The following is a 26,512-nucleotide window of genomic DNA, read 5'->3' on the forward strand; positions in this document are numbered from 1 at the left end:
AGACGTACGATCGGCGGCATGATCGAGCCGAGTCAGCCGAGCCGCCGGCAGCGCACGCTCGTCCTGGCGATCTGCTGCATGAGCCTGCTGATCGTCAGCCTCGACAACACGGTGCTCAACGTGGCGCTCCCGTCGATGCGCCGCGAGCTCGACGCGTCGGTCGCGGGCCTGCAGTGGACCATCGACGCCTACACCCTCGTCCTGGCCTCGCTGCTGATGCTCGCGGGCTCCACGGCCGACCGGATCGGGCGCCGCAAGGTGTTCGTCGCCGGGCTGCTGGCCTTCACCGCGGGCTCCCTGCTGTCCTCCCTCGCCCCCAGCCTCGACTGGCTCATCGTCTTCCGCATGGTCCAGGCGATCGGCGGCGCGATGCTCAACCCGGTGGCCATGTCGATCATCACCAACACCTTCACCGATCCGGCCGAGCGGGCCCGGGCCATCGGGGTGTGGGGCGCGGTCGGGGGCATCTCCATGGCCGCGGGGCCCCTGATCGGCGGAGTGCTGGTGGACTCCGTGGGCTGGCGCTCGATCTTCCTGATCAACCTGCCGATCGGCCTGGCGGCGCTCGCCCTGACCCTGCGCCACATCCCCGAGTCCCGGGCGGCCCGGCCGCGCCGCCCGGACCCGGTGGGCCAGGTGCTGGTCATCGCGCTGCTCGGCAGTCTCACGTACGGGATCATCGAGGCCCCGGCCGCCGGCTGGCGCTCGCCGCTGATCCTCGGGTGCGCGGTGGTGGCCGTCGCCTCGTTCGTGGGACTGCTGGTCTACGAGCCCCGGCGCGAGGATCCGCTGATCGATCTCCGGTTCTTCCGGAGCGCGCCCTTCAGCGGGTCGACCGTGATCGCCATCAGCGCCTTCGCCGGACTGGCCGGCTTCCTCTTCCTGAACACGCTCTACCTCCAGGACGTGCGGGGGCTCAGTGCCCTGCACGCCGGGCTGTACATGCTGCCGATGGCGGCCCTGACCGTTCTCTTCGCGCCGCTCGCCGGGCGGCTGGTGGGCACCCGGGGGCCCCGGATCTGCCTGCTGATCGCGGGTGTGGCGATGGCGGCGAGCGGACTGCTCTTCGCCCTGTTCGAGGCGGAGGCGTCCAACCCGCTCCTGTTCACCGGCTACGTGCTCTTCGGGCTCGGGTTCGGCATGGTGAACGCGCCGATCACCAATACGGCCGTGTCCGGGATGCCGCGCTCCCAGGCGGGCGTGGCAGCCGCCATCGCCTCGACCAGCCGGCAGACGGGCGGAACGCTGGGCGTGGCGGTCATCGGCTCGGTCCTGGCGGCGGGGCTGGCCGGCGGCTCCGACTTCGCCGGGGCGGCCCAGCCCGCCTGGTGGATCATCACGCTGTGCGGACTGGCGGTGCTGGTGGTGGGCGCGGTGACGAGCGGCAGCTGGGCCCGCGCGACGGCGGAGCGCACGGCCCGCAGCCTGGAGGATCCCGTCAGCCCTTCCGCGGCGACGGGTTCGCCGCGCGCCTGAACGGCCGCCTCCGGGCCTCGCGAGGACAACGGCCGGTGCGAGCTCGCGGTCCTTGCACACTGACGAGTGACAGATATTGAAATCTGTCACTCGTCATGTCACTCTCGTTCCATGACGAAGAACGAGAGCCCTTTCGAGACCCCTGTCCACCCGTCCGTTCCCCGCCGCCTCGGCACCGCCGGGCCGTCCGTCTTCCCGCTGGGCCTCGGCTGCATGGGCATGTCCGCCCTGTACGGGGAGGCCGACCGCGCCGAGTCCCTCGCCACCCTGCACGCCGCCCTGGACGCGGGCGTCACGCTGCTCGACACCGGCGACTTCTACGGCATGGGCCACAACGAGCTTCTGATCAACGAGGCCCTGCGCACCGCGCCCGCCGCGGCCCGCGAGCGGGCGCTGACCAGCGTCAAGTTCGGCGCCCTGCGCACGGTCGAGGGCGGCTTCACCGGTTACGACGGGCGGCCCGAGGCCGTCAGGAACTTCCTGGCCTACTCGCTCCAGCGGCTCGGCCGGGACCACATCGACATCTACCGCATCGCCCGGGTGGACCCGGACGTCCCGATCGAGGAGACCGTCGGCGCCATCGCCGAGGCGGTCGAAGCCGGGCACGTGCGCCACATCGGCCTCTCCGAGGTCGGCGCGGACACCCTGCGCCGGGCCGCCGCCGTCGCCCCGATCGCCGACCTCCAGATCGAGTACTCACTCATATCCCGCGGCATCGAGGAGGAGATCCTGCCGACCGCCCGGGAGCTCGGGATAGGCATCACGGCGTACGGGGTGCTGTCCCGCGGCCTGATCAGCGGCCACTTCACCCGCGACCGCGCGCTGGCCCCGGGCGACTTCCGCGGGATGAGCCCGCGCTTCCAGGGGGACAACCTCGACCGCAACCTCGGCCTGGTCGAGGCGCTGCGCAAGGTCGCGGAGGGCAAGGGCGTGAGCGTGGCGCAGACGGCCATCGCCTGGGTGCTGTCGCGCGGCGCGGACATCGTGCCGCTGGTCGGCGCCCGGCGCCGGGACCGGCTGGCCGAGGCACTGGGCGCCCTCGACATCTCGCTGAGCGCCGCCGATCTGGCCGCCATCGAGGAAGCCGTCCCCGTCGGCGCCGCGGCGGGCGACCGGTATCCGGCGGCACAGATGGCCCACCTCGACAGCGAACACTGAGCTGGCGGTACGGTCGTACCCATGCCCCCCGCTGCTGCCGAGCCCCTGACACCCGAGCGCATCCTCGAGACCACCGAGGACGTGCTGCGCCGCTTCGGCCCCACCAAGGCCACGGTGGTGGACGTGGCCCGCGCGCTGGGCGTCAGCCACGGCAGCGTGTACCGGCACTTCCCGTCGAAGGCGGCGCTGCGCGAGGCCGTCACCGACCGGTGGCTCGCCAAGAGCGTGGTCGCGCTGGAGGAGATCACTTCGGCGTCCTCCGGGAGCGCCCCCTCCAAGCTGGAGTCGTGGCTCGAAGCGCTCTTCGAGGCGAAGCGCCACAAGGCGGGTGACGACCCGGAGCTGTTCGCCACCTACATCGTGCTGCTGGACGAGAACAGCGACGTGGTGGACCGGCACCTGACCGAGCTGATCGACCAGTTGGCCCGGATCATCGCGGAAGGGGTCGATGCGGGCACGCTCGCGGCCGCCGACGTGCCGGCCGCCGCCCGCGCGGTCTTCGACGCCACCGGCCGCTTCCACGATCCGCAGTACGCGGCCGACTGGCTCTCGCCCACGATCTTCGCGGAGTTCGAGGCCGTCACCTCGCTGATCATCCGGGGCCTGCGCGCCTGACGCCGCTCCCCCGCCCGGACCTCCGCGGACAAAGACCGGTGGCCCGGTGCGCACGCGCGCACCGGGCCACCGGTCGTTTCTTGCGAGACGCAGCCCGGGCTCAGCAGCCGAGCAGGCGGCTGCCGAGGTAGCTCTGGATCTGGTCCAGGGAGACGCGCTCCTGCTTCATGGTGTCGCGCTCGCGCACGGTCACCGCGTTGTCGTCCAGGGTGTCGAAGTCGACGGTGACGCAGAACGGCGTACCGATCTCGTCCTGGCGGCGGTAGCGGCGGCCGATGGCGCCCGCGTCGTCGAACTCGATGTTCCAGAACTTGCGCAGGTCGGCGGCGAGGCCCTTGGCCTTCGGCGACAGCTGAGCGTTGCGGGACAGCGGCAGCACGGCGACCTTGATCGGGGCCAGGCGCGGGTCGAGGCGCATCACGGTGCGCTTCTCCATGACGCCCTTGGCGTTCGGCGCCTCGTCCTCGTTGTACGCGTCGAGCATGAAGGCGAGCATGGCGCGGTTGACACCGGCCGCCGGCTCGATGACGTACGGGGTGTAGCGCTCCTTCGACTCCTGGTCGAAGTACACGAGGTCCTGGCCCGAGGCGGCGGAGTGGGCCTTGAGGTCGAAGTCGGTGCGGTTGGCGATGCCTTCGAGCTCGGAGAACTCGTTGCCGCCGAAGTTGAAGCGGTACTCGATGTCGGCGGTGCGCTTCGAGTAGTGGGACAGCTTCTCCTTCGGGTGGTCGAACCAGCGGATGTTCTCCTCACGGATGCCGAGGTCGCGGTACCAGTTCCACCGCTCCTGCATCCAGTACTCCTGCCACTGCTCGTCCTCGCCCGGCTTGACGAAGAACTCCATCTCCATCTGCTCGAACTCGCGCGTGCGGAAGATGAAGTTGCCCGGCGTGATCTCGTTGCGGAAGGACTTGCCCATCTGCGCGATGCCGAAGGGGGGCTTCTTGCGCGAGGTGGTCTGCACCTGGGCGAAGTTGGTGAAGATGCCCTGGGCGGTCTCGGGGCGCAGGTAGGCCTTGGAGCCGGTGTCCTGGGTCGGGCCGAGGTGGGTCTCCAGCATGCCGGAGAACTGCTTGGGCTCGGTGAACTGGCCCTTCACACCGCAGTTGGGGCAGTTGACGTCGGCGAGGCCGTTGGCGGGCACGCGGCCGTGCTTGGCCTCGTACGCCTCCTCCAGGTGGTCGGCGCGGTGGCGCTTGTGACAGGAGGTGCACTCGGTCAGCGGGTCGGAGAAGGTCGCGACGTGGCCGGAGGCCACCCAGACCTCGGGGGCCAGGATCACGGACGAGTCGATACCGACGATGTCCTCACGCCCGGTGACCATCGCCTTCCACCACTGGCGCTTGATGTTCTCCTTGAGCTCGACACCGAGCGGGCCGTAATCCCAGGCGGCCTTGGAGCCGCCGTAGATCTCACTGCACGGGAAAACGAAGCCACGGCGCTTGCTCAGGCTGACGATGGTGTCGATCTTGTCGGCGGCCACGGTGCTCTCTTCATTACGAGGACGAACGGCGAATGCCTCAGGTTACCGGCGCCCGCACCCCCCCTTTCAAATCGGATCCCCCGCCACGGGCCCGCCCACACCTCTCCCACCAGGGTTTTTGACAACCGTTTCCATTTTTGATGAAAATGGATGTCATGAACGTACGACGCCTCATACCCGCCACCGCCCTCGCAGGAGCCGTCGCCCTCGGCGCCACGGCCCTCACCGCCTGCTCCGGAGCCGGTGCCGGTGCCGGTGCCGGTGCCGCCGAATCCGGCGGCAACGACGGCAAGCTCGGCGTGACGGCATCGTTCTACCCCATGCAGTTCCTCGCCGAGCAGATCGGCAAGGACCACGTGAAGGTCGACACCCTGACCAAGCCGGGAGTCGAGCCGCACGACCTGGAGATCACCCCGAAGCAGACCGGGCAGCTCGCCGACGCCGATGTGATCCTCTACCTCAAGACCCTCCAGCCCGCCGTCGACAAGGCCGTCGCCCAGTCCGGCGTGAAGAACGTGGTCGACGCCGCCACCCTCACCAAGCTCGAAGCCCACGCCCCCTCCGGCCACGGCCACGAGGGCGAGGCGGGCCACGAGGGCGAGGGCGAGGAAGGCCACGCCCACGGCGAGGCCGGCGAGGACCCGCACGTCTGGCTCGACCCCGCCAAGTACGCGGAGATCGCCCAGGGCGTCGGCGCCGCCCTGGAGAAGGCCGACCCCGACCACGCGGCGGACTACAAGAAGAACACCGCCGACCTCGTCGCCAAGCTGACCGCCCTGGACACCGAGTTCAAGAACGGCCTGGCCGACACGGCCACCAAGACCTTCATCACCACGCACTCCGCCTTCGGCTACCTCGCCGAGCGCTACGGCCTGGACCAGGAGGGCATCTCCGGCGTCGACCCCGAGTCCGAGCCCAGCCCCGCCCGGATGAAGGAGCTCCAGGAGGTCGCGAAGAAGGAGAATGTCTCCACGGTGTTCTTCGAGACCCTGGCCAGCGACAAGACGGCGAAGAGCCTCGCCGGGGACACCGGCCTGAAGACCGACGTCCTCGACCCCCTCGAGGGAATCACCGACAAGTCCCAGGGCGCTGACTACTTCGAGGTCATGCGCTCCAACCTGAAGAACCTCCAGAAGGCGCTCGGAGCCAAGTAGATGACAGCAGTTACGGAGGCACGAGCCATGCAGACCCTGTCCGGGCAGGCCGCTGACCAGCCCGTCATATCCCTGCGCGGGGCCACGGCCTCGCTCGGCTCGCGCCCCGTGCTGCGCGGGATCGACCTCGCCGTCCGCCCCGGTGAGGTCGTCGCGCTGCTGGGCGCCAACGGCTCCGGCAAGTCCACCGCCGTCCGCGCGATCGTCGGCCAGGTCCCCCTCACCGACGGCTCCCTCTCGCTCTTCGGCACGGACTTCAAGCGCTTCCGCGACTGGTCGCGCATCGGGTACGTCCCGCAGCGCACCACGGCCGCCGGCGGCGTCCCGGCCACCGTCCGCGAGGTCGTCTCCTCCGGCCGGCTCTCCCGCACCCGCTTCGGCCTCCTACGCAAGGCCGACAAGGCCGCCGTCGAGGGCGCCCTGGCCCTCGTGGACATGGACGGCTACGCCGACGTCTCCGTGAACGCCCTCTCCGGCGGCCAGCACCAGCGCGTGCTCATAGCCCGGGCGCTCGCCGGCGAGCCGGAGCTGCTGCTCATGGACGAGCCCATGGCCGGTGTCGACCTCGCCAACCAGGAGGTCCTGGCGAACGCCCTGCGCGAGCAGGTCGCCGTCGGAAGCACCGTCCTGCTCGTCCTGCACGAGCTGGGCCCGCTGGAGCCGCTGATCGACCGGGCCGTCGTCCTGCGGGACGGCTGCGTCGTCCACGACGGCCCGCCCCCGGAGGCCGTGGGCCAGCACGCCCTGCCCGGCCACGACCACGTACACCCCCACGCGGCGCACGACGCCGAGCCCCTGCGGACGGGACTGCTGAGCTGATGGACCTCCTCGACCACGCCTTCATGCAGCGGGCACTGATCGCCGCCGCCCTGGTGGGCATCACGGCGCCCGCCATCGGCACGTACCTGGTCCAGCGCCGCCAGGCGGTCATGGGCGACGGCCTCGGCCACGTCGCCATGACCGGTGTCGCCCTCGGCTTCGTGCTCAACACCAGCCCCGTGTGGATGGCCACCCTCGTCGCCGTCGTCGGCGCCGTCGGCATGGAGCTGATCCGCTCCCGCGGCAAGACCAGCGGCGACGTCGCCCTCGCGATGCTCTTCTACGGCGGCCTCGCCGGCGGCGTGATGATCATCAACGTGGGCGGCGGCTCCACGACCAACCTGCTCAGCGCCATGTTCGGCTCGATCACCACCGTCGCCGCCGAGGACGTCACCGCGATGGCGATCCTCGCCGCCTTCGTCCTCGCCGTCACCGTCGGCCTGCGCCGCCAGCTCTTCGCGGTCTGCCAGGACGAGGAGTTCGCCAAGGTGACGGGCCTCCCGGTGCGCGCCCTGAACCTGCTGATCGCCGTCACCGCCGCAGTCACCGTGACCGTCGCCATGCGCATCGTCGGCCTGCTGCTGGTCAGCGCCATGATGGTGATCCCGGTCGCGGCCGCCCAGCGCCTGACCCGCGGTTTCGCCGCCACGCTGGGCGTGGCCGTGGCCATCAGCCTGGCCGTCTCCCTGACCGGCACCGCCACCACGTATTACGTCAACGCGCCCTCGGGTGCCATGATCGTGCTGCTCGCCATCGCCGTGTTCATGGCCCTGACCGCACTGTCCGCTCCACTGGCCCGGCGCCGGGCCAGGGCCGCGGTCGCGGCGGAAGAGGTCTGCACCAGGGACGATGTGAAGGTCTAGCGGGCTGGCACAATGGCCGCAGGCCGATACGAGGAGGAACCGGTGGCGACTGCGCCTGGCGAGACGAATGCCGCGCCAGTACGAGGACGATCCACCCGGCAGCGGGCCGCCGTGGCGGCGGCGCTGGACGAGGTGGACGAGTTCCGCAGTGCCCAGGAACTCCACGACATGCTCAAGCACCGTGGCGATTCCGTGGGCCTGACCACGGTGTACCGCACCCTCCAGTCGCTCGCGGACGCCGGCGAGGTCGACGTCCTGCGCACCAGCGACGGCGAGTCCGTCTACCGGCGCTGCTCCACCGGGGACCACCACCACCACCTGGTCTGCCGCAAGTGCGGCAAGGCGGTTGAGGTGGAGGGCCCGGCCGTGGAGAAGTGGGCCGAGTCCATCGCCGCCGAGCACGGCTTCGTGAACGTGGCCCACACCGTGGAGATCTTCGGCACCTGCGCCGACTGCGCCGCGGCCGGCTAGAACCGCGTCAGGTTCCGGTCCAGGACCGCCCGCAGCCGGTCCGCGTCCGAGGGGCGGCGAGCCCGCGTATACGGCGGATCCCCGCCCGCGGTGTCCGCGGACGGGGATCCTGGGCGGCGGTCGTCAGCCGGCCGCGCCCGGCCCCTCGGGCTGGTTGGGGACGGCGCCGCCGAAGCGGCGGTCGCGCTGGGCGTACTCCAGGCAGGCCTGCCAGAGGTTGCGCCGGTCGAAATCCGGCCACAGCACGTCCTGGAAGACCATCTCGGCGTACGCGCTCTGCCAGAGCAGGTAGTTGGAGGTGCGCTGCTCGCCGCTCGGGCGCAGGAACAGGTCCACGTCCGGCATGTCCGGGTAGTACATGTACTTCGCGAAGGTCTTCTCGTTGACCTTCGACGGGTCCAGCTTGCCGGCCGCGACATCGCGGGCGATGGCCTGCGCCGCGTCCGCGATCTCGGCGCGACCTCCGTAGTTCACGCAGAAGTACAGGGTCATCGCGTCGTTGTCGACGGTCTGCTCCTGGGCCACCTGGAGCTCCTGGACGACCGACTTCCACATCTTCGGCATGCGGCCGACCCAGCGGATCCGGATGCCCAGTTCGTTCATCTCGTCGCGGCGGCGCCGGATGACGTCGCGGTTGAAGTTCATCAGGAAGCGGACCTCGTCGGGCGAGCGCTTCCAGTTCTCCGTCGAGAAGGCGTACAGGGAGAGGTTCTTGACGCCCATCTCCAGGCAGCCCTTGAGCACGTCGAGCACGACGCCCTCACCCACCTTGTGGCCCTCGGTGCGCGGCAGGCCGCGCTCCTTGGCCCAGCGGCCGTTGCCGTCCATGACGACCGCGACGTGGTTCGGGACCAGCTCGCCGGGGATCTTCGGCGGGCGCTCACCGGACGGGTGCGGCTCGGGAACCTTGTACTCGCGGCGAGAGCGTCCCAGTATCCCGCGTCGTGCCATGTGCCCAGCTCCTATTTCTCGACGTAACGCAGGGAGCGTAGCCCGCGCTCCAGATGCCAGTGCAAATAGGCGGAGACCAGCCCGCTGCCCTCCCGCACGTGACGCGCCTCGCACGCGTCGGCATGGTTCCAGTCGCCCGTCAGCAGGGCGCTGAGCAGGGCGATGGCCTCCGACGAGGGTACGACGCTGCCGGGCACCCGGCAGTCCCCGCATATCACTCCGCCCGCGGCGACGGAGAAGTGCCGGTTGGGGCCGTGGATGCCGCACTTCGCGCAGTCGTCGAAGCTGGGCGCGTACCCGTTGACGGCGAGGGAGCGCAGCAGGAAGGCGTCGAGGATGAGGTGGGGTTCGTGTTCGCCGCGCGAGAGCGTGCGCAGGGCGCCGACGAGCAGCAGGTACTGCTGCACGGCGGGCTCGCCCTCGTTCTCGGCGAAGCGCTCGGCGGTCTCCAGCATGGCGGTGCCGGCGGTGTAGCGGGCGTAGTCGGTGACGATGCCGTTGCCGTAGGGGGCGATGATCTCGGTCTGGGTGCAGAGCGGCAGGCTGCGCCCGACGAGTTCGCTGCCGCGGGCGAAGAACTGCACGTCGGCGTGGGAGAAAGGTTCCAGCCCGGCGCCGAACTTGGACTTCGTGCGCCGCACGCCGCGGGCGACTGCCCGTACCCTGCCGTGGCCGCGGGTCAGCAGCGTGATGATGCGGTCCGCCTCACCCAGCTTCTGGGTGCGCAGCACGATGCCGTCGTCGCGGAACAGACTCATGCGCCCATTGTCACCCGCACCGGGGACAGCGATGGCCCCCCGCCCGGACTCGGGGCACCTCCAGCGGTAGCCGGGGAGAGTCCGGACGGGGGGCGGCGCCCCTTGGGAGGATCAGGAGGATGCGGGGGTCTCCACCCCGTCCGCCGCCACGGCCTGCTCGGCCTTGGCGCCGCCGGCCTCGTCGGCCTGCCCGGCCTGCCCGGCCTTGTCGGCCTTGCTGGCCTTGATGGCCTTGTCGGCCGGATCGGCCTTCTCGGCTTCCGCCGGGGCCGCCGCCGACTGGGCGGGCAGCGCGACCGCGGGGACCAGCGGTACGTCGTCCTCGGCCAGACCGTTGAAGATCAGATTGAGGACGATGGCGGACGTGGCACCGAGGGTGACACCGCTGTTGAGGAGCGAGGACAGGTCCGCGTCCATGTGCTTGGTGAAGAAGACCGGCACGGTGGCGGGGAGCAGGGCGAAGGCCAGCGAGACGCCCACGATCAGGGCGTTCTTCTCCTCCTTCAGGTCCACCTTGGCCAGGGTCTGGATACCGGCGAGGGCGACCATGGCGAACATGACGGTCGCGGCGCCGCCGAGGACTCCGTGCGGGACGGCGGCGACGATCGCGGCGGCCTTGGGCAGCAGACCCAGGATGATCATGAACACACCGGCGGCCACCACCACGAACCGGCTCTTGACCTTGGTCATCCGCACCAGGCCGACGTTCTCCGCGAAGGCGACGTACGGGAAGGAGTTGAGGACACCGCCGAGGGCGGTCGCGGCGCCGTCGGCGCGCAGGGCGCGGGCCACGGTCTCGCTGTCGACGTCCTTGCCGACGATGTCGCCGACCGCGTACGTGTCACCGGTCGTCTCGACCATGGTGATCAGCATGACGATCAGCATCAGCAGGATCGGGAACCACTCGAACTTCGGGACGCCGAAGTGGAAGGGGGTGGTGATGCCGATCCAGTCGGACTTGCCGACGTCGCCGAACTTCGCGTCCCCGAGGAGGAAGGCGACCGCGGTGCCGCCGACGAGGCCGAGGAGGATGGAGATGCTGGAGACGAACGGCCGGCCGAGCTTCATCAGGACGAGGATGAAGAGCATCGTGCCGCCCGCGTACGCGAAGTGCTCCGGCTCGCCGAAGTCGGGGCTGCCGAGGCCGCCCGCCGCGTCGTTGAGGCCGACCGGGATCAGGACGATGCCCAGCACGGTGATCACGGTGCCGGTGACGACGGGCGGGAAGAGCCGCATGACCGTCCGGAACGCCTTCGCGGGCAGCCAGGCGAACGCGAAGGTCGCGATGCCGGCGGTGATGACCGCGCCGTAGATGACCAGCAGCGCGGCGGTTCCGCCGCCCGCGCCGAGGCCGATGGCGATCATCGGCGAGACGGCGGTGAAGGTCACGCCCTGGATCAGCGGCAGGCGCGCGCCGATCCGGCCGATGCCCCAGGCCTGGATGATCGAGGCGATGCCGCAGGTGAAGAGGTCCGCGTTGATCAGGTAGACCAGCTGTTCAGGGCTCAGCTTCAGCGCGTTGCCGACGATGATCGGGACGATCACCGCACCGGCGTAGAACGCGAGTACGTGCTGGAAGCCGTACAGCGCGAGCTTGGGGAGGGGGAGCACCTCGTCGACCGGGTGCGTGCTCTGCTGTCCGCTGTCGGAAAGCCGGGCGGCGACACGTGCCATCTCTGCCTTGCCCTTCAAGAGGTGAGGTAAGTGAGAGGAGATCTGGTGATCCCTGGTCGAAGTGGGTCGCTAACCCGTTGATCCGCCAGGGTTGTCAGTACGTTCACGTGAACGAAGCCCCGCTGTGCTGACGGCGGCCTCTTGTCGTGTGACCGGAATTGAACGCCTGTGAAGGGCCTCACAGATATCGTCGACTTCCACAAATTGTTGACGATACCGGCGCCCAGATCTGTAGGTTTCTCCAGTGGTGAAGCACGGGGCAGAGGCGTAGGGGAGCCGCCGCACGGAAGCGGCCGTTCCTCCGCGCGCCTCCGTACCACCCCGGGCTGACCTGCGGATACGCCCCTCACCCGGGCGCGTGCGGTCAGAACCGAAGGGCTCGCACCGGCCGTCCAAGGGGTGGACGGTCCGGGCACGGAGGGATCACCTCCGAGGTTCGACGGACCCGCGGATCTCTTGAGAATCGGCCCCGCGTGGCCGGATCGTTACGCGTGCCGGGCCCGTTTCGGACCGGCTACGGCGCGCGCACCGCCGACAGGAGCCGGGCCACCTCGTCCGCGTCGATGCGCAGCGCCGCCCCGACGGTGGAGAGCACCTCGCGCTCGGCCGGGAGATAGGGGCCGTCCGCGAGCGCGATACGGGCCCCCTGGAGCAGGACCGACTCGCGGCCGGGGCCCGCCAGGTGCGGGGCCAGCGGCTCCAGCGCCTCGTGGAGTTCGATGGACAGCGCGGCCCCGCAGTACTCCGGGACGCCGTACAGCCCGAGCCGCCCCTCGTCGGTGGACAGCGCCTCCACGAGGGACTCCAGCTGCTCCTCCGTGCAGTCCTGGAAGCCCGCGTCCCGTACGGCGCTCACGGCGACCTCCAGGGCGCCCCGTGAACCGGTCCCGCCCGCGGCGAGCACGGCCAGCGCCACGGTGTGCACGGCGTCGCGCAGCATGGCGGTGAAGCGGGTGGTGGTGAGGTGGTCCAGGACCTCGGTGGCGAAGCGCTCGCGGCAGCCCTGGCACTCGACGACCGGTCCGGCGCTGCCGCGCGGCAGCAGCGGCACGCCGAGGACGGTGAAACGGCGGCGCCCGGTCCGCTTGCGGTAGTTGCGGTCCCCACCGCAGGCCGGGCAGAAGAACTCCCCGTCGCCCACGGTGCTCCAGGTGGTACGGATGCCCCAGACCGTCAGCTTCCGGCCGTCCCCACCCCGAACTGGCAGCACGTCGCACCTCCGTCACCGTCCGGCAGCATCGCCGGTTGGCGTGATGTTAGCCACATCGGTGAGGATGCGTCAGTCGTGTGACAGGACAACATGCCGCGGGAGGCGGAGTTGGCCGATCTGCGCCCCCGCGGTGCTGCCCGCCGCCTCCCGCTTCTCCCCACCCCTCCGCGGGGCCGAGGAGCCCGCCGAGGCCGGGACGGGAACGGCGGGACCCCGCCCCTCCGGCGGGGAGGGACGGGGGCCACGTACGAGGGGGCAGCGGCCCGCGCGGTTGACGGCGGAGATGACCGCCTTCAGGGAGGCGCGGGTGGTGTTGGCGTCGATGCCGATGCCCCACAGGACCCGGCCGTCGATCGCGCACTCGATGTACGAGGCGGCGACCGCGGAGGCGCCCTCGCTCATGGTGTGCTCGGTGTAGTCCAGCAGGCGGGCGTCGACGCCGATGCCGGCCAGCGCGTCGAAGAAGGCCGAGATCGGACCGTTGCCGGTGCCGTTCAGGACCGTGTCCACGCCGTCCACGACCGCTTCGACGGTGAGCGTGTCCGTGCCGTCCTTGTCGGTGGCCGTCGAGCCGGAGCGCAGCTGGATGCGGCCCCACGGGTTCTCGGGGTTGGGCAGGTACTCGTCGGAGAAGACGTCCCAGATCGCCTTCGGCGTGACCTCGCCGCCCTCGGCGTCCGTCTTGGCCTGGATGATCCGGGAGAACTCGATCTGCATGCGGCGCGGCAGGTCCAGCTTGTGGTCGTTCTTCAGGACGTACGCGATACCGCCCTTGCCGGACTGCGAGTTGACGCGGATGACGGCCTCGTAGGAGCGGCCGACGTCCTTCGGGTCGATCGGCAGGTACGGCACGGCCCACTCGATGTCGTCGACCGTCTTGCCGGCGGCGGCCGCGTCGGCCTCCATGGCGTCGAAGCCCTTCTTGATGGCGTCCTGGTGGGAGCCGGAGAAGGCGGTGTAGACCAGGTCGCCCGCGTAGGGGTGGCGCGGGTGGACCTCCATCTGGTTGCAGTACTCGCTGGTGCGGCGGATCTCGTCGATCTGCGAGAAGTCGATCTGCGGGTCGATGCCCTGGGAGAACAGGTTCATGCCCAGGGTGATCAGGTCGACGTTGCCGGTGCGCTCGCCCTGGCCGAACAGGCAGCCCTCGATGCGGTCGGCGCCGGCCATCAGGGCCAGCTCGGCGGCGGCGACGGCGGTGCCCCGGTCGTTGTGCGGGTGCACGGAGATGCAGATGTGCTCGCGGCGGGTCAGGTTGCGGGCCATCCACTCGAAGCGGTCCGCGTGGGTGGAGGGCGTGGAACGCTCCACGGTGGCGGGCAGGTTCAGGATGATCTCACGGCCCGCGGCCGGCTGCCAGACGTCGCAGACGGCCTCGCAGACCTCCAGGGCGAAGTCCAGCTCGGTGTCGGTGAAGATCTCCGGGCTGTACTGGTAGCCGAAGACGGTCTCGGGGCCCAGCAGCTTCTCGGCGTACTCCATGACCAGGCGGGTGCCGTCGACGGCGATCTGCTTGATCTGCGCCTTGGAACCGCGGAAGACGACCCGGCGGAAGGTCGGGGCGGTCGCGTTGTACAGGTGCACGGTGGCGCGCTTGGCGCCGACCAGGGACTCCACGGTCCGCTCGATCAGGTCCTCGCGGGCCTGGGTCAGTACGGAGATGGTGACGTCGTCGGGGATCGCGCCCTCTTCGATGATGGAGCGCACGAAGGCGAAGTCGGTCTCGCCGGAGGACGGGAAGCCGACCTCGATCTCCTTGTAGCCCATGCGCACCAGCAGGTCGAACATCTCGCGCTTGCGGGCGGGGGTCATCGGGTCGATCAGCGACTGGTTGCCGTCCCGCAGGTCGGTGGACAGCCAGCGGGGAGCCTTGGTCACGCGGGCGTCCGGCCAGGTGCGGTCCGGGATCTCCACCTGCTCGTAGAAGCCGTACTTGTGGATCGGCATCCCGGAGGGCCGCTGGGTGTGGGTCGCGTTCGTGATGGGCGTGGGGCGACCGATGAAAGGCTGCTGGCTCATGGCGTGGGGCTCCTCGCGTGTCCGCGGTAGTTCGCTGGGACGGCCGACGGCGGTCGCAAAAACCGCAACACCGAACTCCGCGGGGAGGGGGCCGGCCTACGACTACAGACCCTCGCCGCGGCAGCTAAGGAGAAGCAGCCCGAAACGCATGATGGGCCGAGCCTAGCGGAGCCGCGCCGTAACGCGAGGACCTGTTTCAGTATGCAAGACCCGGGCGTCCGATTTGTACCCCGTGTGAGTTAAGAATCTTTCGTTACGTAAAGTCGGTTCGATCCGTCAACCCGCCGCCGCCCCTTTCAGACAACTGAATGAATCATGGTCGCGGCTAGTGACAGGTTCGTGACTCACTGCCACATTGCCGGGATGGATGCCTCCCTCACCCCCCGCCACCCCGTCTTCTGCACCGTCGTGCCCCCGCACCTTCTCGACAGGATCGCCCGGTCCGACGACCCGCGGCGCGCCCGCGCCGCCCTGAGCACCCTCGAGCGCGACTCCCTCATGCGCACCCGGCGCCGGGTCACCACCGTCCAGGGGGTCGCCCCGGCCGTGCCCGCCGCCCCCTCGGACGAGCCGGACCGCACGGTCTACGACGCGCGGCACCGCACCCGGCTGCCCGGTACGAAGGTGCGCGGCGAGGGCGACCCCGCGGGCCAGGACGTCACGGTGAACCGGGCGTACGCCGGGCTGGGCGCGACGTTCGACCTCTTCCTGAAGGGGTTCGGGAGGCGCTCGATCGACAATGCCGGGCTGGCCCTGGACGCGACCGTCCACTACGGCGAGGACTACAACAACGCCTTCTGGGACGGGCAGCAGATGGTCTTCGGCGACGGGGACGGGGACCTCTTCCTCGACTTCACGGTGTCGCTGGACGTCATCGGCCACGAACTGACCCACGGCGTCACCCAGTACACGGCGAACCTCGAGTACTACGGGCAGTCCGGAGCGCTCAACGAGTCGATGTCCGACGTCTTCGGCTCGCTGATCAAGCAGTACTCGCTGGGGCAGACGGCCCAGGAGGCGGACTGGCTGATCGGGGCCGGGCTGCTGGGGCCCGCCGTCGACAGCGGCCAGGCCCTGCGGTCGATGAAGGCGCCGGGAACCGCGTACGAGGACGACGAGCTGGGCAAGGACCCGCAGCCCGCGACCATGGACGACTACGTGCGGACCTCCCGCGACAACGGCGGCGTGCACATCAACTCCGGCATCCCCAACCACGCCTTCTACCTGGCCGCGACCGAGCTGGGCGGCAAGTCCTGGGAGCGGGCGGGGCAGATCTGGTACGACACCCTGACCGGCGGGGAGCTGGCCGTGGACGCGGACTTCGCGGACTTCGCCCGGCTGTCGGTGGCGGCGGCCGTGCGCCGGTTCGGGGACGGGGGCGCCGAGCACCGGGCCCTCCAGAAGGCGTGGTCGACGGTGGGCGTCCCGCTGGGCGGGTAGAGGGCTCCCATGCGGATCGAAGTGATCAGGACGGGCGGTTTCGCGGGCATCGAGCGCCGGGGCGAGGTGGACACCTCGGGCCGGCCGGACGAGGCCGAGTGGCGGGCCCTGGCGCTGCCGGCGCTGCGGCCCGCCGCGCCCGGGGGCGGGGGCGGGCCGGTACGGGACGGGTTCTCGTACCGGATCACGGTGGACGGCCGGACGGTGTCCTGCCAGGAGCCGGACCTGTCGCAGGCGCAGCGGGCGCTCGTCTCGCGGATCCTGAAGGAAGGCGCCTGAGCGGGCGGGCCATAACCCGGATGCCCGGACGCCGCCCCTTTGCTTGGATGACCGGATGACCGAGCACATGATCGATCCGATGCTGTCCGAGCTGGAGCACTACTACGACACGGTTCCGCGGGTGGGCGGGGCGCGGGCCGAGGACTTCGGGCCGCTGACCCTGTTCGTCCAGGAGGGCGCGGGCTGGCAGTACTACGCACGGCCCGCGCTCGGCGGCGCGGGCCCGGCGGGCGCCGCCGACGTGGAGCGGGTGCTGGCCCGGCAGCGGGAGCTGAAGGTCCCCGAGTCCTTCGAGTGGGTGGCCGAAACCACTCCCTCGCTGCGGGCCGCCGTGGAAGCGGCGGGACTGCGGGTCCACGCGCATCCGCTGATGGTCCTGGACCCGGCCGCGGCGGCGGCTCCCGCACATCCGGAGGTACGGCTGCTCGGCGCGGACGACCCGCTGCTCACGGCGGCGGTGACGGTCCCGGCGCTGGCCTTCGGGGCTCCCGGGACGGCGGTGGGCGAGGCGGGGCCGGCGGAACTGGCGGCGGCGGTGGCCGGTCCGGAGGCTGCGGAGCACCGGGCCCGGGTGTCCGCGATGATCGCGTCGGGCCGTACCGCGCTGGCGGCGGCGGTGCGGGACGGCGTGGTGCTGTGCGCGGGCCAGTACAACCCGGTCGGGGACGTGGCCGAGGTGGTGGGCGTCGGCACGCTGCCGGCGGCCCGCCGCCAGGGCCTGGCCCTCGGGGTCACGGCGGCCCTGGTCGCGCGGGCGCGCGAGCGCGGTGCCCGTACGGTGTTCCTCTCCGCGGGGGACGAGGACGTGGCCCGCGTCTACGTACGGGCCGGCTTCCGGCGGGTGGCGACGGCCCTGATCGCTGAGCCGTCCGCCTGAAGGCCCGGCGGGTTTGCCGGAACGGCAAGGATATTTGCCCGTCCGGATGGTACCGGCGCAGCATCGGCCGTATCGGCAGACCCGTACAGGAAGAGGCTCCCATGACCGACCACCACCACCCCCACCAGCAGCAGGGACCCGCCGCGGGCGAGGAGTTCTGGGACGCCCGCTACAGCGAGAGCGACCGCATCTGGAGCGGCAAGCCCAATGAGGTCCTGGTCCGCGAGGCCGCGGACCTCACCCCCGGCCGCGCCCTCGACATCGGCTGCGGCGAGGGGGCCGACGCGGTGTGGCTCGCCCGGCAGGGCTGGCACGTCACCGGCACCGACATCTCCGGGGTGGCCCTGGAGCGGGCGGCGCGGCACGCCGAGGAGGCGGAGCTCGCCGACCGCGTCGAGTGGCAGCGGCACGACCTCGCGGAGTCCTTCCCCGCCGGGGAGTTCGACCTGGTCTCCGCGTGCTTCCTGCACTCCTACGGGGACTTCCCCCGCGAGCGGATCCTGCGCACGGCCGCCGGGGCCGTGGCCCCCGGCGGGGTCCTGCTGATCGCGGGCCACGCGGGCGGACCCTCGTGGGACCCGGACAAGCACGCGGAGATCCACTTCCCGACCCCGGACGAGGTCCTGGCGCAGCTGGAACTGCCCGAGGGGGACTGGGAGGTCCTGCTGGCCGAGGCGTACGACCAGGCCATGACCGGCCCCGACGGCCGGCCCGCCACCCGTCCCGACAACGCGCTGAAGGTCCGCCGGCTGCGCTAGGCCCTGTCGTCGAAGTGGCGCCGGTCCCGCCCCGGCGCCCCCTGGGTCAGAAGCCCAGCTTGCGCAGCTGCTTGGGATCCCGCTGCCAGTCCTTGGCCACCTTCACGTGGAGGTCGAGGAAAACCGGGGTCCCGAGCAGCGCCTCGATGTGCTTGCGCGACTTCATCCCGACCTCCTTCAGTCGGGCGCCCTTCGGGCCGATGATGATGCCCTTCTGGCTCGGCCGCTCGATGTAGACGTTGGCGTGGATGTCGAGCAGCGGCCGGTCCGCCGGACGGTTCTCCCGCGGGATCATCTCCTCGACGACCACGGCGATGGAGTGCGGGAGCTCGTCCCGGACACCCTCCAGCGCGGCCTCGCGGATCAGCTCGGCGACCATGACCACCTCGGGCTCGTCGGTGAGGTCGCCCTCCGGGTACAGCGGCGGGCTCTCCGGCAGCAGCGGCGCGATCAGGTCGGCCAACAGCTGGACCTGGCTGTCGCCGACGGCGGAGACGGGCACGATCTCGGCCCACTCGAAGCCCAGCTCCTCGGCGAGCTGGTGGACGGCGATGAGCTGCTCGCCCACCGCCTTGGACTCGACCAGGTCGGTCTTGGTGATGATGGCGATCTTGGGGGTCTTCTTGATCCCCGCGAGCTCCTTGGCGATGAACTTGTCGCCGGGGCCGAGCTTCTGGTCGGCGGGCAGGCAGAAGCCGATCACGTCGACCTCGGCCCAGGTGGTGCGCACGATGTCGTTGAGGCGCTCGCCGAGCAGCGTCCGCGGCTTGTGCAGGCCGGGCGTGTCGACGAGGACGAGCTGGGCGTCGGGGCGGTGCACGATGCCGCGGACGGTGTGGCGGGTGGTCTGCGGCCGGTTGGAGGTGATCGCGACCTTGGTGCCCACGAGTGCGTTGGTGAGGGTCGACTTGCCCGCGTTGGGGCGGCCGACGAAGCAGGCGAAGCCCGCACGGTGCGGGCTGGTGGACTCGGGGGAACGATCGCTCATACGGGCCATTCTCCCCGATGCGGCCCCCAGCGCCGACCAGCCCATGGCCGCGAGGACGCTCCCGCCCGCGAGGAGGGTGCCGAGGAAGGGGTGCGCGGCGTAGGCGGCACGGCCCTGAGCTGTGGTTCCGCCGTCCCCGGCGCGCACCGTCAGCTCCGCGTGTTCCGCGGCGGGCGGGTCCTCCCAGCGGGCCTGGAGCCGGACTTCCTGACCGGGCAGCAGTTCGGCGGGCAGTCCGGTGAGGGCGCGCCCGGGCAGCGGCCGGCCGAGGGCCCCGGAGGCGGTGAGGGCGGCGCGCGGGCGGAGGGTGACGTTGCCGATGTTGTGGAGCGTGTACGCGACCCGCGCGCCGGAGCCCTCCCGGCGGACGGCCACGTCCCGCACGACCAGGGCGGGGGCGGTCGGGCCGGCCACCCGCAGGTACACGCGGGCGGCGACGGCCTGCTGGACGCCGATGCCCCGGTCCGTGCCGGCGGGCCCGTCCTCCAGGGCCACGATGGCGCCGGGGTGGTCCCCGGGTTCCGCCCGGTCGGGGACGGTCAGGGTGAAGGCGACGCCGACCGACCCGCGGGCCGGTACGGTGACCCGCTCCCGGTCGAGCTTCGCCCACGCGGCGGCGGCCAGCCGCGGCTCCTCGGGGCCGCGGAGGGCGAAGCCGCCGTCCCGGGGGGTGTGGTACGCGTCGGCGGCGTAGAGCCGGAAGGTGCGGGGGCGGTCGGTGCGGTTGGCGATGGTCACGGAGTCGGCGACGGACTGGCCGGGGGCGGCGGCGAGGTAGAAGTAGGGCCGCTGGCCGACGGAGTTGGCTGCGGGGAGCACGGACCACTGGCCGTTGTCCGCGGCCTTTGCCGTCCCGGCGGACCCGAGGAGTACGGCGGCGAGCACAGCCAAGACCGCCGCCGCGTGGGGCCATACCGCCGGAGGGGCAGCCACTCCGGGGATCGAGGAGCGGGCGCGGAGCGCCGTACGGGGTTTGGGGCGGAGCGCCGTACGGGGTTCGGGGCGGAGTCCCGGGAGACGGGAAGGGGCGGGGTGGGGAGCGGCCCCGCGCGGCGGCACCCGCGCCGTCACGACAGGGTCAGCGTCAGGACCGCCGCGTACGCGCCCGGTGGGGTGTAGCGCGGGACCCGCAGGGTGACCGCGGCGTCGACGGTGAAGGTGCCGCCGGCCGGCGCCGCGTCGGGCGTGGAGGCCAGCACCGCGCCCTCGGGGCCGACCGCGCCCGCGCTGCCGGCCGTACAGGGGCTCGGGCTGCCCGCCCCGGCGGTGCAGGAGGGGGTCCAGGAGAGGGAGGCGCCGGGGATGCGCACCCCGCCCGGTCCGGTGAAGTCGGTGACCTTGCCGGTCAGGGTCCAGCCGGCCGGGCCGCCGCGGGTGTCCTTGACGGTGACGGTCCCGATCCGGCCGGGCGCGGCCCCGCCGTCTCCGTACGGGACGGCGCCCAAGGCGATCTCCTCGCCGGCCTGGGTCATGCCGAGGGTGCCCGAAGGGGCGGTGACGGTGAGCTTCTGGGTGCCGGGGGCCGGCGGGGCGGCGGCGATCACCGTGTAGGCGGCCGGGCCGGAGCCCCGCCCGGAGGACCAGGCCGCGCCCTCGTACGCGACGACCGCGGTGGTGGCCCGATCGGTGACGGGCAGCTCCGCCAGGACCGTGCCGAGCCCGTCCGCGGTGGCGGTAACCCGGTCGGCGGTCTCGGCGGCGCCGGCCCGGCCGGCCACCGTGACGGCCGCGCCCGGGGTGAACCCGGCTCCGGTGATCTTGACCTTGTCGCCGGGCTTGCCGTGGGCTGCGGCGAGCGCCACATGGCGGAGGTTGGCCGTCGGCAGCGGGGTCGCGGTGAGGCGCTCGGAGGCGGGGGCCGGGGCCGCGGCGGTGCACACGGTGGCGAGGTCCAGCGGATGCCCGGTGTGCAGGATGTAGGCGCCGGGGGCCAGGGTGGTCCCACCGGGCGCGGTGACGGTGAAGGTGCCCGTCATGGTGACGGCGGGCAGCGGAGCTCCTGCCGCCACGGGGCCGTTGCGCCGGGCGCCGACCACGGTGACCTCGCCGCTCTGGGCCCCCGCGAGCATGACCCGCCCGGTCGGGGTCAGCACGTCGGCGGGCAGTTCGCCGCCGGCCGGGTTGACGGCGGGCCCGGCGGCCACCTGGTAGGTCACGGTGACGGTGTCGCCGACCCGCGGGGCGGGGTTGTCGACGCTGACGCGGGCGCGGGTCGGCCCGTCGGCCGGCGGGAGTCCGGCCTCCTGCGGCGGCAGGCAGTGGGTGGGGAACTCCACCTGCCCCGGCCGTCCGGCGGTCGGCATCGTGCCCTCGGCTGCTGCCGGTGCGCTCAGCGCGCCCCCGGCCGCGGCCGCGAGCACGGCCATGCCCACGGCCGCCGACCATCTGCTGCTGCGCGCCCCTGTTCGCACTGCCCGCCCCCCGCGCTCCGCCGCCCCGACAGGGGGCCATTCACGAGCGGGCGGCGGAAGAAGTCAAGGCGCGGGCCCGGCATCAACTGATGACCCATCAGGAGATGTCAGCGATGGGACGGGGAGGGGCGCCGGGGACGGCGCGGCGCCCGCCACCCGGAACGTGCGCCGGTAGGCCGTCGGGCTCACTCCCAGCGCCGCCTGCACGTGCTTGCGCAGCGACTGCGCGGTCCCGAAGCCCGCCTCCCGCGCCACCTGTTCCATCGGCAGTTCCGTCCGCTCCAGCAGCCGCCGGGCCCGCTCCAGCCGCTGGCCGAGGATCCACTGGCCGGGGCTCACCCCCGACTCCTCCCGGAACCGGCGCGTGAAGGTGCGTACGGACACGGCCTCCTGGCGGGCCAGGTCGGTCAGGCGCAGCGGTTCGTGCAGCCGGTCCAGCATCCAGGCGCGGACCGCCGCGGTGCCGGCGAGCCGCGGCTGCGGCATCGGCCGTTCGATGAACTGGGCCTGTCCGCCGTCCCGGTGCGGCGGTACGACGGTCCGCCGGGCCACCTCGTTCGCGACGGCCGCGCCGTGGTCGCGGCGCACGATGTGCAGGCACAGGTCGATCCCGGCGGCGACGCCGGCGGAGGTGAGCACGTCCCCGTCGTCGGTGTAGAGCACGTCCGGGTCGACCCGGACGGCCGGGAACACCTTCTGGAAGTGTTCGGCGGAGGCCCAGTGGGTGGTGGCCCGGCGGCCGTCGAGGTAGCCCGCGGCGGCGAGCACGTAGCCGCCGGTGCAGATGGAGACGAGCCGGGTGCCGGGCCGGATGTGCGCGAGGGCCCCGGCGAGCTCCTCGGTCAGCCGGCCGTGCTCGTGGACGGGGCCGAGTTCGTAGGAGGCCGGCACGACCACGGTGTCGGCGGTGGCCAGCAGCCACGGGCCGTGCTCGACGTGGATCGCGAAGTCGGCGTCGGTGGGCACCGGGCCGGGGGCCAGCCCACAGGTCAGGATCTCGTACAGCGGCCGCCCGGCCGGATCCTTGGCCCGACCGAATATCCGGTGCGGGATGCCGAGCTCGAAGGGGAGCAGCCCGGCGAGGGCGAGTACGACGACGCGGTGGGGCGGGGCTTGCGGCTCCATGGCCCGATCGTATCGAAGCATGACAGTCAGGCCACTGTCCTGGGTGGGCCCGTGCGCCGGAAGCTGTCCGGGTGACACAGACAGACTCCGCCCCCACGGCGGCCCCGCGCAGTCCCCGGCAGGCCGGGCGCGTGCACCGCGCCTGGTTCGTCGCGGCCGTCGCCTTCGTGACGATCATCGGCTCCGCCGCCTTCGCCTCCCTGCCAGGCCTGCTCATCGAGCCGCTGCACGAGGAGTTCGACTGGTCGCGCGGCACGATCGGCTTCGCCGTCTCCGTCAACCTCGCGCTGTACGGGCTGACCGCGCCGTTCGCGGCCGCCCTGATGGACCGCTTCGGCATCCGCCGGGTCGTGGCGCCGGCCCTGCTGGTCATCGCCGGCGGCTCGGTCGCCACGGTCTGGATGACCGCCGCGTGGCAGCTGGTGCTGTTCTGGGGCGTCCTGGTGGGCCTGGGCAGCGGCTCCATGGCCCTGGCCTTCGCGGCGACGGTGACCAACCGGTGGTTCACCGCACGGCGCGGCCTGGTCACCGGGATCCTGACGGCGGCCGGGGCCTCCGGCCAGCTGGTCTTCCTGCCGCTGCTGTCCTGGCTGGTGGAGGAGCACGGCTGGCGCCCGGCGGCGGTCACCGTCTCGCTCACCGCGCTCACGGTGGTCCCCTTCGTGTGGCTGCTGCTGCGCGACCACCCGGCGGACGTGGGCCTGGCCCCGTACGGGGGCACGTACGCGCCGAAGCCGGCGCCGGTGCCGGGCGCCGCCCGCAGGGCGGTCACCGTCCTGGGCAAGGCGGCCCGGACCGGCCCCTTCTGGTTGCTGGCGGGCACCTTCGCGATCTGCGGGGCCTCCACGAACGGCCTGGTCAAGACCCACTTCGTACCGGCGGCCCACGACCACGGCATGCCGGTGACGGCGGCGGCCGGACTGCTGGCGGTGATCGGCGTCTTCGACGTGGTCGGCACCGTGGCCTCGGGCTGGTTCACCGACCGCTTCGAGGCACGGCGGCTGCTGGCGGTCTACTACGCCCTGCGCGGGGTCTCGCTGCTCTTCCTGCCGATGCTGCTGGCCCCGGCCGTGCACCCGCCGATGATCTTCTTCATCGTCTTCTACGGCCTGGACTGGGTGGCGACCGTCCCGCCGACCATCGCCCTGTGCCGCGAGCACTACGGGGAGGACGGGGCCGTCGTCTTCGGCTGGGTGCTGGCCTCGCACCAGGTGGGCGCGGCGGCCGTGGCCTTCCTGGGCGGGCTGGCCCGGGACGTCTTCGGCTCGTACGACGTCGTCTGGTACGCCTCGGGCGCGCTGTGCGCGATGGCGGCGCTGATGTCGATGGTGATCCGGCGCCGCCCGGCTCCGGCCGCGACGGGCGTCCCGGCCGGAGCGTAGGACGCCGGGCCGTCAGCCCGCGGGAGTGGTGGACTTCAGGGTGCCGTCCGGGCCCGCCAGGAGCACCGGGGTGTCCGGGCCGCCCAGGTCGCGGACCGCGGCGCGGTCCGCGTCGGCCGGGGCGTCGGCGGAGCTGACGACGGCGGCGGCCTCGAGCGACCGGGCCCCGCTGGCCACGGCCATCGCGACGGCGGTCTGCAACGCGCTCAGCTTCAGGGAGTCCAGCTCCACCGTGCCGGCGGCGTAGGTGCGGCCGGTCTCGTCGCGCACCGCCGCCCCCTCCGGCACTCCGTTGCGGGCCCGGGCGCTGCGCGCCAGCGTGATGATCTTGCTGTCCTCGGGGTCGATCCCGGTGGTGTCGGTCATGGGCGAAGCATAGGGAGCGTCCGGACGGGGCCGTACGACGGCCCCGCCCCCGCGGCCCGGCCGCGCCGCGTCACGGCCGGTCGAGCCGCAGCCGCTCCGCCTTCGGCAAACCCGCCACGACCAGGTCGTAGGAGTCCTCCACGAGCTCCCGGACCAGCGCGTCCGGCAGGCCGCCGGGCCCGCCCACGGTCACCGTGTTCCAGTGCCGCTTGTTCATGTGGTAGCCCGGCACGATCGCCTCGTGCTCCGTACGCAGCCGCACGGCCAGCTCCGGCTCGCACTTGAGGTTGACCTTCAGCGGCTCCGCGTCCAGCGCCGAGAGCGCGAACATCTTGCCCAGCACCTTGAACACCGAGGTCTCCGGGGTGAACGGGAACTCCTCCACCGCCGCGTTGAAGCCGAGGCAGAACTCCCGCAGCTGCGCCGGGGTCATTCCCCCTCCTCCCCCGCGGCCTCCACCGCGGGCACCACCGGTTCCACCAGCACCGTCACGATCTTGTTCCGCCGCCCGGCCGGGGACTCGGCCGTCAGCCGCAGCGGGCGCCCGTCCGGCAGCTCCACCAGCGCTGAGGCACCCGCGATGGGCACCCGGCCCAGCGCCTTCGCCAGCAGGCCGCCGACCGTCTCCACGTCCTCGTCGTCGAAGGCCTCGACCTTGAACAGCTCACCGAGGTCGGTGATGTCGAGGCGCGCCGTGACCCGGTAGCGGTCCTCGCCCAGGTCCTCGACCGGCGGGAGCTCCCGGTCGTACTCGTCGGTGATCTCCCCGACGATCTCCTCCAGGATGTCCTCGATCGTGACGATGCCCGCCGTGCCGCCGTACTCGTCGATGACGACCGCCACGTGGTTGCGCACCTGCTGCATCTCGCGCAGCAGGTCGCCCGCGTTCTTGGTGTCCGGCACGAAGACCGCCGACCGCATGACCGTGGAGACCAGGTCGGACTCGGCCTCCCGGCTGATGTGGGTCTTGCGGACCAGGTCCTTCAGGTAGACGATCCCGACGATGTCGTCCTCGTTCTCCCCGGTGACCGGGATGCGCGAGAAGCCGGAGCGCAGCGCGAGCGTGGTCGCCTGACGGACCGTCTTGTACCGCTCGATGCACACCAGGTCGGTGCGCGGCACCATCACCTCGCGCACCAGGGTGTCGCCGAGCTCGAAGACCTGGTGCACCATCCGGCGCTCGTCGTCCTCGATCAGCGACTCCCGCTCCGCGAGGTCCACCATCGCGCGCAGCTCGGCCTCGGAGGCGAACGGCCCCTTGCGGAACCCCTTCCCGGGCGTGAGCGCGTTGCCGATGAGGATCAGCAGCTGCGGAATGGGTCCCATCACCCGCGCGAGCGGTACGAGGACGTAAGCGGCCGCCGTCGCGGTGTTCAGCGGATGCTGGCGGCCGATCGTGCGCGGGGACACGCCCACGGCGACGAAGGACACCAGCACCATCACCGCGATGGCCACGAGCAGCGCGGTCCAGGTCTCCCCGAACTCGCCGAGGCAGACGTAGGTGACGAGGACACCGGCCGCCATCTCGCAGGTGACCCGGACCAGCAGCGCCACATTGAGGTAGCGGGTGGGGTCGCCGGCCACCTGCGCGAGCTTCTCGCTGCCGCGCCGGCCCTCACGTACGGCCTGCTCGGCGCGGAAGCTCGAGATGCGGGCGATGCCGGACTCGGCGCACGCCGCGAACCAGGCCACGACCACCAGCAGGACGGCCCCGGTGATCAGTTGCGGGCCGTTCACGAGACGGTGGGTGCCGGGGACGGACCGGTCATGCCGCGGTCGGCCCGCCAACCGTCGACGATCGCGGCCTGCAGACCGAACATCTCGGCCTTCTCGTCGGGCTCCTCGTGGTCGTACCCGAGCAGGTGCAGCACCCCGTGGACGGTCAGGAGCTGGAGCTCCTCGTCCATGGAGTGCTGCGTCGGGGCGTCCTCGCCCTGCTTCTTGGCGACCTCGGGGCAGAGCACGATGTCACCGAGGAGCCCCTGCGGGGGCTCCTCGTCGTCCTTCGCCGGCGGACGGAGCTCGTCCATCGGGAAGGACATGACGTCGGTGGGTCCGGGCAGGTCCATCCACTGGATGTGGAGCTGCTCCATGGCGTCCTCGTCGATGACGATGACGGAGAGCTCCGAGAGCGGGTGGATCCGCATCCGGGTGAGCGCGTAGCGGGCGATGTCGAGGATCGCCTGCTCGTCGACCTCGGTTCCGGACTCGTTGTTGACGTCGATCGACATGGTG

The 26,512-nt window shown here is 71.9% G+C and carries 24 protein-coding genes and 2 pseudogenes; 12 read left to right on the top strand and 14 right to left on the bottom strand.

What is annotated here, in order from left to right; translation table 11 throughout:
* Positions 1-18 precede the first annotated feature (18 nt).
* The 3 genes from BGK67_RS12780 (at position 19) to BGK67_RS12790 (ending at position 3,249) form a co-directional block, all read left to right on the top strand.
* Positions 19-1,476 carry an MFS transporter gene (locus BGK67_RS12780; protein ID WP_069920204.1) on the top strand — a complete coding sequence of 486 codons (1,458 nt, stop codon included), beginning with the start codon at positions 19-21 and terminating at the stop codon, positions 1,474-1,476.
* A 111-nt stretch (positions 1,477-1,587) separates the two neighbouring features.
* Entirely contained in the window at positions 1,588-2,634 is a 1,047-nt protein-coding gene (locus BGK67_RS12785; RefSeq protein WP_069920205.1) for an aldo/keto reductase, read from the top strand.
* Between the two features lie 21 nt (positions 2,635-2,655).
* Positions 2,656-3,249, top strand: coding sequence for a TetR/AcrR family transcriptional regulator (locus BGK67_RS12790; RefSeq protein WP_069920206.1), 594 nt, complete (start codon positions 2,656-2,658; stop codon positions 3,247-3,249).
* A 100-nt stretch (positions 3,250-3,349) separates the two neighbouring features.
* On the opposite strand, the gene BGK67_RS12795 is transcribed toward BGK67_RS12790, so the two are convergent.
* A complete protein-coding gene (locus tag BGK67_RS12795) occupies positions 3,350-4,732 on the bottom strand; it encodes a glycine--tRNA ligase (RefSeq protein ID WP_069920207.1) in 1,383 nt (460 codons plus the stop codon).
* A 155-nt stretch (positions 4,733-4,887) separates the two neighbouring features.
* Here BGK67_RS12795 and BGK67_RS12800 point away from each other — a divergent pair, with 155 nt between their 5' ends.
* From BGK67_RS12800 to BGK67_RS12815, 4 genes are read left to right on the top strand one after another with little or no spacing between them, the layout of a single operon-like run.
* Complete coding sequence (locus BGK67_RS12800) at positions 4,888-5,886, top strand: metal ABC transporter substrate-binding protein (protein WP_069920208.1); 999 nt, start codon at positions 4,888-4,890, stop codon at positions 5,884-5,886.
* A 27-nt stretch (positions 5,887-5,913) separates the two neighbouring features.
* Positions 5,914-6,705: a metal ABC transporter ATP-binding protein gene (locus tag BGK67_RS12805; RefSeq protein ID WP_069920209.1), complete on the top strand. Its 792-nt coding sequence runs from the start codon at positions 5,914-5,916 to the stop codon at positions 6,703-6,705.
* Positions 6,705-7,568 (top strand): metal ABC transporter permease, encoded by an 864-nt coding sequence (locus BGK67_RS12810; RefSeq protein ID WP_069920210.1) that lies wholly within the window; start codon positions 6,705-6,707, stop codon positions 7,566-7,568. The genes BGK67_RS12805 and BGK67_RS12810 overlap by 1 nt, the downstream gene beginning before the upstream one ends.
* Positions 7,569-7,610: 42 nt before the next feature.
* A complete protein-coding gene (locus BGK67_RS12815) occupies positions 7,611-8,039 on the top strand; it encodes a Fur family transcriptional regulator (protein ID WP_069920211.1) in 429 nt (142 codons plus the stop codon).
* A 123-nt stretch (positions 8,040-8,162) separates the two neighbouring features.
* Here BGK67_RS12815 and BGK67_RS12820 read toward each other — a convergent pair whose 3' ends face one another.
* The 5 genes and pseudogenes from BGK67_RS12820 to leuA form a co-directional block, all read right to left on the bottom strand.
* Positions 8,163-8,990, bottom strand: coding sequence for an isoprenyl transferase (locus tag BGK67_RS12820; RefSeq protein WP_069920212.1), 828 nt, complete (start codon positions 8,988-8,990; stop codon positions 8,163-8,165).
* A gap of 11 nt (positions 8,991-9,001) precedes the next feature.
* On the bottom strand, positions 9,002-9,748 hold the full coding sequence (gene recO, locus BGK67_RS12825) for a DNA repair protein RecO (RefSeq protein ID WP_069920213.1): 747 nt from the start codon (positions 9,746-9,748) through the stop codon (positions 9,002-9,004).
* A 111-nt stretch (positions 9,749-9,859) separates the two neighbouring features.
* Positions 9,860-11,422, bottom strand: a complete 1,563-nt coding sequence (locus BGK67_RS12830) for a nucleobase:cation symporter-2 family protein (RefSeq protein ID WP_079154593.1) — start codon at positions 11,420-11,422, stop codon at positions 9,860-9,862.
* 514 nt (positions 11,423-11,936) lie between these two features.
* Positions 11,937-12,632, bottom strand: a complete 696-nt coding sequence (locus tag BGK67_RS12835) for a TerB family tellurite resistance protein (RefSeq protein ID WP_069920215.1) — start codon at positions 12,630-12,632, stop codon at positions 11,937-11,939.
* 258 nt (positions 12,633-12,890) lie between these two features.
* Positions 12,891-14,651 (bottom strand): annotated as a pseudogene (leuA, locus tag BGK67_RS12840) (2-isopropylmalate synthase); the annotation flags it as partial.
* Between the two features lie 363 nt (positions 14,652-15,014).
* Between leuA and BGK67_RS12845 the strand changes: the two are divergent.
* From BGK67_RS12845 to BGK67_RS12860, 4 genes are all read left to right on the top strand, one after another.
* Positions 15,015-16,091, top strand: a complete 1,077-nt coding sequence (locus tag BGK67_RS12845; protein WP_069920216.1) for a M4 family metallopeptidase — start codon at positions 15,015-15,017, stop codon at positions 16,089-16,091.
* Between the two features lie 9 nt (positions 16,092-16,100).
* Complete coding sequence (locus tag BGK67_RS12850; protein ID WP_069920217.1) at positions 16,101-16,370, top strand: protealysin inhibitor emfourin; 270 nt, start codon at positions 16,101-16,103, stop codon at positions 16,368-16,370.
* A gap of 55 nt (positions 16,371-16,425) precedes the next feature.
* Positions 16,426-17,247 carry a GNAT family N-acetyltransferase gene (locus BGK67_RS12855; RefSeq protein ID WP_069920218.1) on the top strand — a complete coding sequence of 274 codons (822 nt, stop codon included), beginning with the start codon at positions 16,426-16,428 and terminating at the stop codon, positions 17,245-17,247.
* Positions 17,248-17,348: 101 nt separating this feature from the next.
* Complete coding sequence (locus tag BGK67_RS12860; protein ID WP_069920219.1) at positions 17,349-18,005, top strand: SAM-dependent methyltransferase; 657 nt, start codon at positions 17,349-17,351, stop codon at positions 18,003-18,005.
* A 46-nt stretch (positions 18,006-18,051) separates the two neighbouring features.
* Here BGK67_RS12860 and era read toward each other — a convergent pair whose 3' ends face one another.
* The 4 genes and pseudogenes from era to BGK67_RS12875 all read right to left on the bottom strand — a co-directional run bounded on the left by era (position 18,052) and on the right by BGK67_RS12875 (position 22,529).
* Positions 18,052-19,002, bottom strand: a complete 951-nt coding sequence (era, locus tag BGK67_RS39995; protein WP_069923822.1) for a GTPase Era — start codon at positions 19,000-19,002, stop codon at positions 18,052-18,054.
* Positions 19,003-19,500: 498 nt separating this feature from the next.
* Positions 19,501-20,064, bottom strand: a pseudogene (locus BGK67_RS40000) (WxL protein peptidoglycan domain-containing protein); the annotation flags it as partial.
* The gene (locus tag BGK67_RS12870) at positions 20,061-21,359 is read right to left on the bottom strand and encodes a WxL domain-containing protein (RefSeq protein WP_069923823.1); all 1,299 of its coding nucleotides are present in this window, start codon (positions 21,357-21,359) and stop codon (positions 20,061-20,063) included. The gene BGK67_RS12870 and the pseudogene BGK67_RS40000, both read right to left, overlap by 4 nt.
* Positions 21,360-21,467: 108 nt before the next feature.
* Positions 21,468-22,529, bottom strand: a complete 1,062-nt coding sequence (locus tag BGK67_RS12875) for a GlxA family transcriptional regulator (RefSeq protein ID WP_069920220.1) — start codon at positions 22,527-22,529, stop codon at positions 21,468-21,470.
* Between the two features lie 71 nt (positions 22,530-22,600).
* On the opposite strand from BGK67_RS12875, the gene BGK67_RS12880 reads away from it, so the two are divergent.
* Positions 22,601-23,911 carry an MFS transporter gene (locus BGK67_RS12880; RefSeq protein WP_069920221.1) on the top strand — a complete coding sequence of 437 codons (1,311 nt, stop codon included), beginning with the start codon at positions 22,601-22,603 and terminating at the stop codon, positions 23,909-23,911.
* Positions 23,912-23,923: 12 nt separating this feature from the next.
* Here BGK67_RS12880 and BGK67_RS12885 read toward each other — a convergent pair whose 3' ends face one another.
* The 4 genes from BGK67_RS12885 to ybeY all read right to left on the bottom strand — a co-directional run bounded on the left by BGK67_RS12885 (position 23,924) and on the right by ybeY (position 26,508).
* Positions 23,924-24,277, bottom strand: a complete 354-nt coding sequence (locus BGK67_RS12885; protein ID WP_069920222.1) for a cytidine deaminase — start codon at positions 24,275-24,277, stop codon at positions 23,924-23,926.
* A gap of 70 nt (positions 24,278-24,347) precedes the next feature.
* Positions 24,348-24,710 carry an MmcQ/YjbR family DNA-binding protein gene (locus tag BGK67_RS12890; RefSeq protein ID WP_069920223.1) on the bottom strand — a complete coding sequence of 121 codons (363 nt, stop codon included), beginning with the start codon at positions 24,708-24,710 and terminating at the stop codon, positions 24,348-24,350.
* On the bottom strand, positions 24,707-26,014 hold the full coding sequence (locus BGK67_RS12895; RefSeq protein ID WP_069920224.1) for a hemolysin family protein: 1,308 nt from the start codon (positions 26,012-26,014) through the stop codon (positions 24,707-24,709). Before BGK67_RS12895 ends, BGK67_RS12890 begins: the two co-directional genes overlap by 4 nt.
* Positions 26,011-26,508, bottom strand: coding sequence for an rRNA maturation RNase YbeY (gene ybeY, locus BGK67_RS12900; RefSeq protein ID WP_069920225.1), 498 nt, complete (start codon positions 26,506-26,508; stop codon positions 26,011-26,013). The genes BGK67_RS12895 and ybeY overlap by 4 nt, the downstream gene beginning before the upstream one ends.
* Positions 26,509-26,512 lie beyond the last annotated feature (4 nt).

This window comes from Streptomyces subrutilus, from assembly GCF_001746425.1.
Classification (GTDB): domain Bacteria; phylum Actinomycetota; class Actinomycetes; order Streptomycetales; family Streptomycetaceae; genus Streptomyces; species Streptomyces subrutilus_A.

What these genes read in the sequence shown, in the direction of transcription:
- BGK67_RS12780 (WP_069920204.1), top strand. Translation starts at nt 19, where the DNA reads ATGATCGAGCCGAGTCAGCCGAGCCGCCGGCAGCGCACGCTCGTCCTG.
- BGK67_RS12785 (WP_069920205.1), top strand. Translation starts at nt 1,588, where the DNA reads ATGACGAAGAACGAGAGCCCTTTCGAGACCCCTGTCCACCCGTCCGTT.
- BGK67_RS12790 (WP_069920206.1), top strand. Translation starts at nt 2,656, where the DNA reads ATGCCCCCCGCTGCTGCCGAGCCCCTGACACCCGAGCGCATCCTCGAG.
- BGK67_RS12800 (WP_069920208.1), top strand. Translation starts at nt 4,888, where the DNA reads ATGAACGTACGACGCCTCATACCCGCCACCGCCCTCGCAGGAGCCGTC.
- BGK67_RS12805 (WP_069920209.1), top strand. Translation starts at nt 5,914, where the DNA reads ATGCAGACCCTGTCCGGGCAGGCCGCTGACCAGCCCGTCATATCCCTG.
- BGK67_RS12810 (WP_069920210.1), top strand. Translation starts at nt 6,705, where the DNA reads ATGGACCTCCTCGACCACGCCTTCATGCAGCGGGCACTGATCGCCGCC.
- BGK67_RS12820 (WP_069920212.1), bottom strand. Translation starts at nt 8,990, where the DNA reads ATGGCACGACGCGGGATACTGGGACGCTCTCGCCGCGAGTACAAGGTT.
- recO (WP_069920213.1), bottom strand. Translation starts at nt 9,748, where the DNA reads ATGAGTCTGTTCCGCGACGACGGCATCGTGCTGCGCACCCAGAAGCTG.
- BGK67_RS12830 (WP_079154593.1), bottom strand. Translation starts at nt 11,422, where the DNA reads ATGGCACGTGTCGCCGCCCGGCTTTCCGACAGCGGACAGCAGAGCACG.
- BGK67_RS12845 (WP_069920216.1), top strand. Translation starts at nt 15,015, where the DNA reads ATGGATGCCTCCCTCACCCCCCGCCACCCCGTCTTCTGCACCGTCGTG.
- BGK67_RS12850 (WP_069920217.1), top strand. Translation starts at nt 16,101, where the DNA reads ATGCGGATCGAAGTGATCAGGACGGGCGGTTTCGCGGGCATCGAGCGC.
- BGK67_RS12855 (WP_069920218.1), top strand. Translation starts at nt 16,426, where the DNA reads ATGACCGAGCACATGATCGATCCGATGCTGTCCGAGCTGGAGCACTAC.
- BGK67_RS12860 (WP_069920219.1), top strand. Translation starts at nt 17,349, where the DNA reads ATGACCGACCACCACCACCCCCACCAGCAGCAGGGACCCGCCGCGGGC.
- era (WP_069923822.1), bottom strand. Translation starts at nt 19,002, where the DNA reads ATGGCCCGTATGAGCGATCGTTCCCCCGAGTCCACCAGCCCGCACCGT.
- BGK67_RS12870 (WP_069923823.1), bottom strand. Translation starts at nt 21,359, where the DNA reads ATGGCCGTGCTCGCGGCCGCGGCCGGGGGCGCGCTGAGCGCACCGGCA.
- BGK67_RS12875 (WP_069920220.1), bottom strand. Translation starts at nt 22,529, where the DNA reads ATGGAGCCGCAAGCCCCGCCCCACCGCGTCGTCGTACTCGCCCTCGCC.
- BGK67_RS12885 (WP_069920222.1), bottom strand. Translation starts at nt 24,277, where the DNA reads ATGACCGACACCACCGGGATCGACCCCGAGGACAGCAAGATCATCACG.
- BGK67_RS12890 (WP_069920223.1), bottom strand. Translation starts at nt 24,710, where the DNA reads ATGACCCCGGCGCAGCTGCGGGAGTTCTGCCTCGGCTTCAACGCGGCG.
- ybeY (WP_069920225.1), bottom strand. Translation starts at nt 26,508, where the DNA reads ATGTCGATCGACGTCAACAACGAGTCCGGAACCGAGGTCGACGAGCAG.